This is a genomic window from Halomonas urumqiensis (assembly GCF_003028575.1).
GTDB lineage: Bacteria > Pseudomonadota > Gammaproteobacteria > Pseudomonadales > Halomonadaceae > Halomonas > Halomonas urumqiensis.
This window is the reverse complement of the sequence record NZ_PYUD01000002.1, coordinates 462,418-473,428: the sequence shown is the minus strand read 5'-3', so window position 1 is coordinate 473,428 and position 11,011 is coordinate 462,418. Positions and strand designations below refer to the sequence as shown.

Annotated in this window: 9 protein-coding genes; 6 read left to right on the top strand and 3 right to left on the bottom strand. The window is 64.5% G+C overall.

All coding sequences use genetic code 11. The annotated features are described in order from the left end of the window. Positions 1–39: 39 nt before the first annotated feature. Positions 40–1,620 carry an ABC transporter substrate-binding protein gene (locus tag C6V82_RS09405; protein WP_102587699.1) on the bottom strand — a complete coding sequence of 527 codons (1,581 nt, stop codon included), beginning with the start codon at positions 1,618–1,620 and terminating at the stop codon, positions 40–42. A gap of 232 nt (positions 1,621–1,852) precedes the next feature. Here C6V82_RS09405 and C6V82_RS09400 point away from each other — a divergent pair, with 232 nt between their 5' ends. Genes C6V82_RS09400 through C6V82_RS09385 form a run of 4 tightly spaced genes read left to right on the top strand, consistent with a single transcriptional unit; the run spans position 1,853 to position 6,184 of the window. Beyond that, the gene (locus C6V82_RS09400) at positions 1,853–2,524 is read left to right on the top strand and encodes a methylamine utilization protein (RefSeq protein ID WP_102587698.1); all 672 of its coding nucleotides are present in this window, start codon (positions 1,853–1,855) and stop codon (positions 2,522–2,524) included. Then, positions 2,525–4,855: a putative bifunctional diguanylate cyclase/phosphodiesterase gene (locus tag C6V82_RS09395; RefSeq protein WP_102587697.1), complete on the top strand. Its 2,331-nt coding sequence runs from the start codon at positions 2,525–2,527 to the stop codon at positions 4,853–4,855. It begins immediately after the preceding gene. Further along, the gene (locus tag C6V82_RS09390; RefSeq protein ID WP_229843159.1) at positions 4,855–5,718 is read left to right on the top strand and encodes a DUF3034 family protein; all 864 of its coding nucleotides are present in this window, start codon (positions 4,855–4,857) and stop codon (positions 5,716–5,718) included. The genes C6V82_RS09395 and C6V82_RS09390 overlap by 1 nt, the downstream gene beginning before the upstream one ends. A 13-nt stretch (positions 5,719–5,731) precedes the next feature. After that, positions 5,732–6,184 (top strand): group I truncated hemoglobin, encoded by a 453-nt coding sequence (locus C6V82_RS09385; protein ID WP_102587696.1) that lies wholly within the window; start codon positions 5,732–5,734, stop codon positions 6,182–6,184. 87 nt (positions 6,185–6,271) lie between these two features. On the opposite strand, the gene C6V82_RS09380 is transcribed toward C6V82_RS09385, so the two are convergent. Both C6V82_RS09380 and C6V82_RS09375 read right to left on the bottom strand, forming a co-directional pair. Then, entirely contained in the window at positions 6,272–7,024 is a 753-nt protein-coding gene (locus C6V82_RS09380; RefSeq protein WP_102587695.1) for a ribonucleoside-diphosphate reductase, read from the bottom strand. Between the two features lie 189 nt (positions 7,025–7,213). Beyond that, positions 7,214–9,325 (bottom strand): adenosylcobalamin-dependent ribonucleoside-diphosphate reductase, encoded by a 2,112-nt coding sequence (locus C6V82_RS09375; protein WP_102587694.1) that lies wholly within the window; start codon positions 9,323–9,325, stop codon positions 7,214–7,216. 386 nt (positions 9,326–9,711) lie between these two features. Here C6V82_RS09375 and C6V82_RS09370 point away from each other — a divergent pair, with 386 nt between their 5' ends. Both C6V82_RS09370 and C6V82_RS09365 read left to right on the top strand, forming a co-directional pair. Next, positions 9,712–10,335 (top strand): hypothetical protein, encoded by a 624-nt coding sequence (locus tag C6V82_RS09370; RefSeq protein WP_229843143.1) that lies wholly within the window; start codon positions 9,712–9,714, stop codon positions 10,333–10,335. Positions 10,336–10,490: 155 nt separating this feature from the next. Continuing rightward, complete coding sequence (locus tag C6V82_RS09365; protein WP_102587789.1) at positions 10,491–11,000, top strand: peptidylprolyl isomerase; 510 nt, start codon at positions 10,491–10,493, stop codon at positions 10,998–11,000. The last annotated feature ends 11 nt before the right edge of the window (positions 11,001–11,011 follow it).

Below are 11,011 nucleotides of genomic sequence, written 5' to 3'. Positions count from 1 at the left end.
ACGCTTGTGGCGTGCGGGGGGCAAGTTCATGGCAGACGATCAGTCCTTGAAGCGAAGATACTTGAAGTGCGGGGTATTCTCGCTCTGTACCTTGAAGTCGATATCGTCGCGCATCGACCAGGTGAGCATCTGGTGGTGGATCGGGATGTAGAGGATCTCGTCGGCCACGATCTCCCAGGCTTCCGCGATCATCGCATTGCGTGACTCGGTGTCGGTTTCGCTGGCCATGTCCACGGTCAGCTCGTCGACTCGCTCGTCACTGTAGCCGGTGAAGTTCCAGCTACCGCGATCCTCATCCTTGGTGTGGTAGAGGTAGTTGAAGATGTACTCGGAATCCATTGTCGGCACGCCCCAGCCGAGCATGTAGAAGTCGTACTCCTCGCGGGCCAGCTCGGCGAAATGCACCGAGCGGGTCTGCGCCACCAGGTCCACGGTGATGCCGATGCGCGCCAGCATGCTGACTACCGCCTGGCAGATCTGCTCGTCGTTGACGTAGCGGTCGTTGGGGCAGTTGAGGGTGACGCGGAAGCCATCGCCATAGCCGGCATCGGCCATCAGTTCATTGGCACGCTCGAGATCCGCCGGCACTACCTCGTCCAGCTCCTCGGAGTAGCCATTGACGAACGGCGGCGCGATCACCCCGGCCGGCTCGGAATTTCCACGCATCACCGCGCGCTGGATGGTGGTCTGGTCGACGGCCAGGTCGATGGCCTCGCGCACTCGGCGGTCGGCAAACGGGTTGTCGTCGGTATCGGCGCTGCGCAGTTCGGCGGAACCCACGTCCATGCCGAGGAAGATGGTGCGGTTCTCGGCGCCCTGCTCGTTACGCAGGCCTTCGGCATTGGCCAGGCGCTCGATGTCCTGCACTGGAGTCTCCTGGAGCAGGTCGACCTCGCCGGAGAGCAGCGCCGCCACGCGGGTGGCCGCCGACTCGATGGGCGTATAGATCAGCTCGGAAATTTCCATGGGGTAGTGATCGATGCCCCAGTAGTCGTCGTTACGCTCGAGCACCGTGCGCACGTCGGGCTCGCGGCTGACCACGCGGAAGGGCCCTGTGCCGTTGGCGTTGCGCACCGCATGGGTCTCCTCGCCGGCGGCGAAGTTCTGCGGCTCCTCGACGTCGTGCTCCTCGGCCCACGCGCGGCTCATGATGAACAGGTTGGTGAGGTTGTTGGGCAGCAGCGGATTGGGTTCGTGGGTCTCGACATGAACGGTGAAGTCATCCTCGGCCCGCACCTCGGCGATGGAGGTCAGCAGGCCGCGCATGTCGGCGTGTTCGTGGCGGGCACGGTTGAGCGAGAAGACCACGTCATCGGCGGTCAGCGCCTGGCCCTCGTGGAAGGTCACGCCCTCGCGGATCTTGAACACCCAGACCTTGGGGTCGTCCTCGTGGACGTACCACTCGGTGGCAAGCCCTGGCTGGTACTCCACGTCCATGTCCTGGTAGACCAGGGTATCGAAGATCTGGTGGTTGAGGGCGTGGGTCGGCCCTTCGTTCTGGGAGTGCGGGTCCAGGGTCAAGCCATCGGCGGAGCGCGTCCAGCGCAGGGTCTCGGCGTGGGCGGACGTCGCCAGCATGGCCATCATCACGGCGGAAGCGATCACTGTCTTCTTGAACATGTGGGTTCCCTCGATTGTTCTTTGTGCTTCATACAAGCGTTCGATGGGCATATAGCCCTGTGATGTTTCTCCCATACCGTAGCCGAGAACGCCAGCGCTTCCGCGTGGAATGCTTCATCGCTGTTTCGACTTTCACACCGGCGCCATGTCAACGCTGTGCCGTGCTAGGATCACCATCCGGGTAAAAAAATGAAACCTGGGCGTTGAAACGCGGGGCAATGGGGACATCTCGATGTTGACGATCAAACATGGCTATCATCATATGATCCTGCTGACAGTCACCCTCGGATTCGCCTGCCCGACCCTCGCCGCTCGCCTTGCCATCAGTGATGCCGCGACCGGCCAACCGCTCGAGAATGCCGTGGTCGAGATTTTCCATGGCGACATGCCACCGGCCAACGATGCGAACCAGGTCATCCAGCGCGAGGCCACCTTCACGCCCCATGTCACGCTGATACCCACCGGCAGCCAGGTCAGCTTCCCCAATCGCGACACCACTCGCCATCACGTCTTCTCGTTTTCGCCTGCCAAGGTCTTCGAACTCGAGCTTTACCTGCAGGAAACGCCGCCGCCGATTACCTTCGACCGGCCCGGAGTGGTGGTGCTGGGCTGCAACATCCACGATCACATGCGCGCGTTTATCATCGTCAGCGACGCGGCGAACATGGTCCTGACCGGAAGCGACGGCACGGCACGTTTCGATGAGCTGCCCACCGGTACCCATCGCATGAGGGTCTGGCACCCGCGCCTGGAGGACACTCATCAGCAGTGGTGGGAAGGCGAGATCGCCCCAGGCGAATCCCGCGAGGTGATGCTTGAACTTCAGGCCAGCCCACCGCCTACACCAGAGCCTTCCCGTCTGCAGCAACGCTTTCGCCAGGCCCTTGAACAACAGGAGTCGTGAATGTCGTTTCGTCGCCGCCTGCTGGTGGTGATGCTGGCGGTGGTGATCCTCGCCCAGCTGGTTACCGCCGCCGCCACCCTGCGGACTCTGGAACGCGATGTGCTGGAAAAGGGTGGCCGCGATCTCGGCGTGGGGCTGGATGTCATGCAGCAGCTGCTCGCCGAGCGGGGTGCCCGGCTGCGCAACAACGTGGCGATTCTGGCCGCCGACTTCGGCTTCAAGAGCGCCGTGGCCACCCAGGACACCTCGACCATCGAGAGCGTGCTTGCCAACCACGGTGATCGTGCCGGGGCCGACATGGTGCTGCTCACCACCCCGGATGGCCAACTGCTCGCCAGCAGCCACCATGCACCCGACGCCCAGACCCCGTATCCGGCGTTGTGGCGAGAAGCCATGGACAACGGCGAAAGCGTGCAGGTGGTGATCGAGGGTGGTGAGCCCTACCAGGTGGTGCTGCTGCCGGTACACGCACCGGGCCTGATCGGCTGGGTAGGCATGGGGTTTCTGCTCGACGATGCGCTGGCCAGCGAAATCGGCACGCTGACCGGCCTGGATACCAGTGTGCTGACGGTGGGCGACCCGCAGGATACGCCCTATATCGCCTCGCCGATGTCCCGCGAGGCGCGAGGTCGGCTGATGTCGCTTCCCGACCAGCTCGCCGCGGGTCGCTACCTGGAGGCCAGCCGCTTCGATCCGGACACCACCTACCTGACCCGCGCCAGCCTGCTCCAGCGCAGCGAGCAGGGCAGTACCTACCTCGTCGCCCAGCTCTCGCGCCAGGCCTTGTTGGCGGTCTACGCCGACCTGCGCTGGCAATTGTTGGCCATCTTCGTCGCCACCCTGCTGCTCACCGCGTTGATGGCCGCCTGGAGCGCCCGGCGCATGGCAAGACCGCTGGGCACCCTGGCCGATGCGGCAAGACGCATCGGCCAGGGTGAGCACATGGCGCGCAACCCGGTGAGCGATGGTGGCGAGGTCGGGCTGCTCGGCGACACGCTGATGACCATGCAGCAGGATATCGACCTGCGCGAGCGGACCCTGCTGTACCAGTCGCGGCATGACCAGCTCACCGACCTGGCCAATCGTCACGCGGCGCAGCAGGAGATTGATTCGGCCATCGCCCGCGGGCAGCCGTTCACCCTGCTGCGGCTGTCGATCAACGGATTTCGCGCCATCAACGATACCTTCGGCTACGAAATCGGTGACCAGGTGCTCAAGACCCTGGCCAGCCGGCTACGCGCACAGCCTTGGCCACTCGACGAGGCCTACCGTCTGAGTGGCAATGAATTCCTGCTGCTGCTCGATCAACCGGCCACCACACCGGGCTGGGTCGAGGCGTTGCATCGGCAACTGGCAGAGCCCATCGACTTTCGCGGCTCACCGATCCGCCCGACCCTGTCGATGGGTGAAGTGCGCCATCCCGAGCATGGCGATAACGCCACCTTGCTGTTGCGCCGCTCGGAGATCGCCCTCGACATGGCAAGACAAGCGCGCCAGCGCTACCAGTGCTACGTGGAGGGGCTCGATGAGCGTCATCTACGCCAATTGACCCTGGTCCGCGACCTGCAGGATGCCGCGCGCCAGCAACAGCTGTCGATGGTCTACCAGCCCCAGCTGGACGCCCGCACCGGCCGCTTGATCGGCGTCGAGGCACTGATGCGCTGGCAACACCCGACGCTCGGCTTCATCCCGCCCGACGAGTTCATCGAACTGGCCGAGCGCTCCGGCAACATCCAGCGGCTGACCGGCTGGATGCTCGACAGCGTCTGCGCCCAGTTGCAGCGCTGGAACATCGAGGGCCACGGGCTCAGTGCCGCGGTGAATCTGTCGGCGCGTGATGTCAACGACGACACGCTTCCCGAGCGCATCAACGACTGCCTGGCCAGCCATGGCCTGACGCCGGACAGGCTGCGCCTGGAAATCACCGAAAGCGCCATCATGCACGACCCCGACCACGCCAGCCGCCAGCTCGCCACCCTGAGACGCGCCGGCCTGTCGATCGCCGTGGACGATTTCGGTACCGGCTATTCGTCGCTCGCTCAGTTGAAGCGCCTGCCGGTCCAGGAACTCAAGATCGACAAGTCCTTCATCCTCAAGCTCGACGAGAGCGCCGATGACGAGATCATCGTGCGCTCGACCATCGAGCTTGGCCACAACCTCGGGCTTGCCGTCGTTGCCGAAGGCGTCGAGACCGAATCCAGCCGTGCGCTGCTGGCGGGCCTGGGTTGCGACATCCTGCAGGGCTACCTGTTCTCGCGCCCCTTGCCCGCCGACCAGCTGATCCTCTGGGCGCAAGCCCACTCGCATATCACCTCCGGAGACGCCCCGTGATGCCCCCACGCTTCATGACGATGCGCCGCCAGGCGCTGCTTGCCCTGGCCTGCCTGGTGATCCTCGGCCTGCCGACGGCGGCCATGGCCGGCAGCCGATTGCTGGCCACCGGTGGCGTCAGCGCCATCGAGGGGGCGGCGGGGGGCGGCCTGTCGCCATGGGCGGTGCTGACCGGCACGGCAAGCGAAGGCGAATGGGCGGTGACCGCCAACCGCGGTGCGGCGCGGCTCGATGACTTCCGGCTCGACGTGAGTGGCGTGGCCGCCAACTGGCAGGATCGCGTGGAGGTGTCGTTCGCCCGCCAGCGCCTCGGGCTCGACACCCTGGGCGGCAAGCTCGAACAGGACATCCATGGCCTCAAGGTACGCTTGTTCGGCGACGTGCTCTATCACCCGCTGGGCATCTGGAGTGCCGGGGTGCAGCACAAGCGCCTCGCTGACGGGAGCCTGGCGCGCGCGGTAGGCGCCCACGACACCCAGGGCAACGACCTTTACCTGGCCGGCAGCAAGCTGTTCTTCGATGCCGTGGCGGGCCGCAACCTGCTGGTCAACCTGACCCTGCGCTCGACCCGCGCCAATCAGGGCGGGCTACTTGGCTTCGGTGGCGATGAGAAGCGTGGCCGGTCAGTGGTGGCGGAGGGCTCGCTGGGGCTGTTCCTGACCCCTTCCTGGGTGGTCGGCATGGAGTTCCGCCAGAAGCCGGACAACCTTGGCTTCGCCCGCGAGGATCACTGGCGCGATGTCTACACCGCCTACTTCTTCAACAAGCACCTGTCGCTGACCGGCGCCTGGCTCGACCTCGGCGACATCGCCGGCCTCGAGGCGCAGCGCGGCGGTTATCTGTCACTGCAGGTCGCCTTCTGATGCCGGAGCCCCCATGCCCTCTCGCCACGCCAGTACACTGCCGTTCCTGACCACACTGTTGCTGATCGTGATGCTGCCACTGTGGGTCGGCGGCTGCGCGCAACGCCAGGACACCCTCTACCAGCAGCTCGGCGGTGAGCCCGGCGTGGCCGCCATCGTCGAGGACTTCACCCTGCGCCTGGCCGATGACCCCGACATCGTCGGCTTCTTCGCCAACAGCAACATCGACCGCTTCGTCGCCTCCCTGGAAGAACAGCTCTGCGCGATCAGTGACGGGCCTTGCGTCTACACAGGCCCGCCCATGGACCGCGCCCACCAGCACATGGGCCTCACCGATGCCCACTTCAATGCCGTGGTTGCCCACATGCAGCAGGCGCTGATCGACCAGGGCGTGCCGAGCGGGCCACGCAATCAACTGCTCGGCCGGCTGGCCCAGCTGCACGGCGAGATCATGTCGCTGCAATGAGCCCGCCAGCATTCGCATCACCCTGAACGCAGCACGGGGCCCCTGGGGCCCCGTGGTGGTATTGCATGACGTGGAGGGACCCGAGGCTCAGCCACACTTGGACCAGCCACACCCCGAGTAGCAGGTCGGGCAACCATCCATCATGATCAGCTCGCCATTGCACTCCGGGCAGGTGCCGACCACGGCTGGGCCTTCGCCCTTGGCGTGGGCGCTGCGCTCGGCCCTTTGCTCGGCCTGGGCGATTTCCTCGTCGGTTGGCGGCACCCACAGGTGGCCGCTGGCCTGACGCTTGGCGTAGCGGGTCACCAGCTCTTCCACCGGCACCTGGTTGCCATCAATGTCCAGGAAACCGCGGCGGTAGAGAATCTGCTGGATCGACCAGGCGATGGCCGCGACTTCGGAGTCGTGGAACATCGGCTTGCCCCAGCGGTTCATGCCGCAGCGCACCAGGCCCTTGTCCCATGCCACCTTGCGCAGGTCGGCCACCGCCTGGGTGACATAACCACCCCGCGCCGCCAGTGACAGGCTGCGCATGGTGGCGGTGATCCACTGGTGCTCGCTGGAGAGCTGCCCAGAGGGGAAGAAGAACTCCACCGGGCGCTCGATCACCACCCGCTTACCGTTCAACACGCCTTCCACCGGCATGAACGACACCAGCAGGTAGACCTTCTTGCGGCCCTCGGCGCCGACGTAGGAGATCTTCTCCGATACGGCTTCCAGGGTGCCCTCGGGGCGCGAGGGAATGCGCACCGTCAGCGGATTCTCATCAGGCAGCGGCGGCGCTTCCACGGCCTTCTTGACGCTGTAGGAAACGATCTTGGAGTTGATTTCGACGGCCATCAGGCGGCTCCTGCTGAAAGGGGTTGAATGGCAGTTTGCTGGCGACGCTCGGAGCGTTTCCGGGAATGACCCTTCGAGGAGGCGCTATCAATACATCCTTGTACGCTACCGACGCCATCCATGGCGTAGGACCTCCTCTGCGGCTCATCCCCGGCGCCCCTCGCTGCTGGCAACCGCACCATTGCCGGCTTACCACTTGCCATAGGTGCCTTCCTTCAGCGCGTCATAGAGGTTCGCCGCGTTGTGTTCCTCGCCATCGTAGACCACCTTCTCGTCACCCTTGAGCTCGACGCTCTCGCCATTCTCCAGCTCGAAGACATAGGTGGTGTTCTTCAGGTCATCCTCGCGCACCAGCACGCCCTGGAAGGCCTCGGGGTTGAAACGGAACGTGGTGCAGCCCTTGAGCTTGCTCTGGTAGGCATCCAGGTACAGGTCCTTGAACGCCGCGAAGGGGAAATCGGTGGGCACGTTGACGGTCTTGGAGATCGCCGAATCGACCCACACCTGGGCCGCTGCCTGAACCGCCACGTGCTGCTTGGGGCTCACCGCGTCGGCGGTGATGAAGTATTCGGGCAGGTCGCTCTCCACCGCGTCACTGGCGATGAAGTGGCGATAGGCGGCAAGCTCGAAGGACACCACCTCGACCTGCTCCTTGGACTTCTTGCCCGCCTGGATGACGTTGCGGAAGTAGCGGTGCGAGAAGGACGGCTCGATACCGTTGGAGGCATTGTTGCCAAGCGACAGGCTGATGGTGCCGGTCGGCGCGATCGAGCTGTGGTGGGTGAAGCGCGCGCCGTGCTCGGCGAGCTTCGCCACCAGCTCCGGAGCGACCTCGGCGACCTTCTGCATGTAACGGCTGTAGCGGGCGTGCAGGATGCGACCCGGCACCTTGTCGCCCACCTCGTAACCGTCCTTGGCCAGTTCCGGGCGTTCACGCAGCATCCTGGGGGTGATCGCGTAATCCTCGGCGAGCGCAGGCGCCATGCCCTTCTCCCGCGACAGTTCCAGGGCCTGCTTCCAGCCTTCGATGGCCAGATGGCGGCTGACTTCCTCGGTGAATTCCAGCGACTCGGGCGAACCGTAGGGAATCTTGAGCATGGTCAGGGTCGAGCCAAGGCCCAAAAAGCCCATGCCATGACGGCGCTTGGCCTCGATCTCGCGGCGCTGGCCGGAAAGCGGCAGGCCACTGATCTCCACCACGTTGTCGAGCATCCGTGTGAAGATCGCCACCACCTCGCGGTAGCGCTCCCAGTCGAAGCGCGGTTTCTTGCCGAACGGCTCGATCACGAAGCGTGTCAGGTTCACCGAACCGAGCAGGCACGCACCCTCGGGGGGCAAGGGCTGTTCGCCGCACGGGTTAGTGGCGCGGATCTCCTCGCAGAACCAGTTGTTGTTCATGCGATTGACCTGGTCGATCAGAATGAACCCCGGTTCGGCGAAGTCGTAGGTCGACGCCATGATGGTGTCCCACAGCTCGCGGGCACGGATCACCTCGACGACGCGGCAGGCCACGCGGCCCTCGGCATCGACGGTATAGCCGTCCTCGATCACCGGCCAATCGCGGTAGATCAGTTCATCGTCGCTGACATCGTCCTTCTCGCCCTCATGGAGCGGGAAGGCCAGCGGCCAGTCGGTGTCGTTCTTGACCGCTTCCATGAACTCGTCGGTGATCAGCAGCGACAGGTTGAACTGGCGTAGCCGGCCGGCCTCGCGCTTGGCCTCGATGAAGTCGCGCACGTCGGGATGGCCGATATCGAAGGTGCCCATCTGGGCACCACGCCGACCGCCCGCCGAGGCCACCGTGAAGCACATCTTGTCGTAGATATCCATGAACGCCAGCGGGCCGTTGGTGCCGGCACCGGCGCCGAACACGAAGGCCCCCTTGTGGCGCAGGGTCGAAAACTCGTAGCCGATCCCGCAGCCGGCCTTGAGGGTCATGCCGGCATCCACCACCGAATCGAGGATGTCGTGCATGGAATCGCGGATGGTGCGCGAAACGGTGCAGTTGATCAGGCTCACCGCCGGCTTGTAGGCCTCGGCACCGGCATTGGAAGTGATTCGCCCGGCGGGAATGGCGCCGTTCTCGAGCGCCCAACGGAACTTCGGCAGCCACTCGGCGGCCTGCTTGCCCTCGACCTCCGCCAGGGCCCGCGCCACGCGATCCCAGGTGGCGGCCACGTCCTTGTCCACGGGCTGCCCATGCCGGTCCTTGAGTCGATACTTGGAATCCCAGATATCGCGAGAAGGCGCCTGCATCGGCACCTCGGTGGATGACGCCATGGGCTTGGTGGAAGTGCTCATTCAGGGTCTCCGGCAAGCAGGAAAGAGGGCTGGCACTCAGGGTGCAAAATTAAGGGTGCGGAATTAAGGGTACAAAAGTCAGGTGCAACAAGCAGAGTGACTAAAGGCTCGAAAGACGTCGGGCGGCAGGGCGGAAAGCCTCGTGCAGCGGGTACGACATGTTGCGAACCTGGTACAACATATAGACCAAAACGGTGGAGAAAGTACCAGATGCAGTGAAATTCAACCAGAAAGAGGATACTGGGTATGCCCCTTGGCAGGCAACCAACGCTGTGCATCAGCATGTAAACCATGGCCCACATCGCGCGCAATCAACGTCTTGGCCGGTCGGCTCCGAAGGCATCGAGTGATACCATCGCATCGCCCAGGTCCAGGAAATCAGCCCCATGTTCCACCGTTACATCGCGACCGCGTCCCCCCGCTGCGCCTTCCGGCGTGGATCGGTTGCAACGAAGCCTTTGGCGCTTGTCGTTTTTGCACTGCTTTCCGCGCTTCTCGCCATTCCGCTGGCCAACGCCACCACCTTCAACACCACCGATATCCAGCGCCATGAGCACTGGCAGTCGATGACGCTGACCCTCGGCGAGGAAACCCACTGGCGGGCCGTGGAAGCCCACAGCTACAGCGATTCGCACTTCAGCGTCAACCTGACCCCCGGCGCCTGCGACCTGCCGTGGCTCGAGATGCGCGTCGACCTTGGCGAGCACCAGCCTGACAGCGAGGTGGTCAATCGCGTTCCCGCCGACCTCAGGGTCGACCACGAGACCATTCATAATGGCGAGGCGGAATTCATCACCCAACGCGGAGACAGCGGCTTCTACGTGCAGTTCCACCTGCCCGAGCAGCCCCTGTCGATCGAGGAGATGCGCCATGGCGAGACCTTGCGCCTGCGCCTGATGCGCAGCGAGGACGACCCCTGGTTCATGGTCTTCAGCCTGGCGGGCGCCGATGAGGCGCTTGCGCGTATCGAGCGCCAGTGCCAGGCCGCCGAGGTACCTGACAGCAGGTAAAGCCCGGCGTATTCTGTTCCCAACCCACTGACAAGGACACAATCGTGCTGTCTCGCCGCCCCATGACCCCAATGATGCCCTCCTTCATCCCCCGCGCCTTGCGTTCAGTACTGCTGGCCGCCAGCCTTCCGGCCCTGGCCGGCATTCAGGCCGCCATGGCCAGTGACGCCGATGTGATCCTGCACACCAGCCAAGGCCCCATCTCCATCGAACTCTTCGAGGACCAGGCGCCCGCCAGTGTCGAGAATTTCCTCGCCTACGCGGAGGAAGGGCATTACCAGGGCACGCTGTTCCACCGGGTAATCGACGACTTCATGATCCAGGGCGGTGGTTTCGACGCTGACTTCAACCAGAAGCCGACACGCGAGCCGATCACCAACGAGGCCGACAACGGCCTGGCCAATACGCGTGGCACCCTGGCCATGGCACGCACCGGCGACCCGCACTCCGCCACCGCCCAGTTCTTCATCAACGTGGCCGACAATGGCTTTCTCGACCACCGAGGCCCCCAGTCCGGCCGGACCTGGGGTTATGCGGTATTCGGCCGGGTGATCGAGGGCATGGAGGTGGTCGATGCCATCAAGGACGTCCCGACCACGAGCCGTGGGCCCTTCCAGGACGTGCCGGCCGAGCCGGTGCTGATCGAACGCGTCGAGCGTCTGTGACCGGAGCCCAG

What these genes read in the sequence shown, in the direction of transcription:
- C6V82_RS09405 (WP_102587699.1), bottom strand. Translation starts at nt 1,620, where the DNA reads ATGTTCAAGAAGACAGTGATCGCTTCCGCCGTGATGATGGCCATGCTG.
- C6V82_RS09400 (WP_102587698.1), top strand. Translation starts at nt 1,853, where the DNA reads ATGTTGACGATCAAACATGGCTATCATCATATGATCCTGCTGACAGTC.
- C6V82_RS09395 (WP_102587697.1), top strand. Translation starts at nt 2,525, where the DNA reads ATGTCGTTTCGTCGCCGCCTGCTGGTGGTGATGCTGGCGGTGGTGATC.
- C6V82_RS09390 (WP_229843159.1), top strand. Translation starts at nt 4,855, where the DNA reads ATGCCCCCACGCTTCATGACGATGCGCCGCCAGGCGCTGCTTGCCCTG.
- C6V82_RS09385 (WP_102587696.1), top strand. Translation starts at nt 5,732, where the DNA reads ATGCCCTCTCGCCACGCCAGTACACTGCCGTTCCTGACCACACTGTTG.
- C6V82_RS09380 (WP_102587695.1), bottom strand. Translation starts at nt 7,024, where the DNA reads ATGGCCGTCGAAATCAACTCCAAGATCGTTTCCTACAGCGTCAAGAAG.
- C6V82_RS09375 (WP_102587694.1), bottom strand. Translation starts at nt 9,325, where the DNA reads ATGAGCACTTCCACCAAGCCCATGGCGTCATCCACCGAGGTGCCGATG.
- C6V82_RS09370 (WP_229843143.1), top strand. Translation starts at nt 9,712, where the DNA reads ATGTTCCACCGTTACATCGCGACCGCGTCCCCCCGCTGCGCCTTCCGG.
- C6V82_RS09365 (WP_102587789.1), top strand. Translation starts at nt 10,491, where the DNA reads ATGGCCAGTGACGCCGATGTGATCCTGCACACCAGCCAAGGCCCCATC.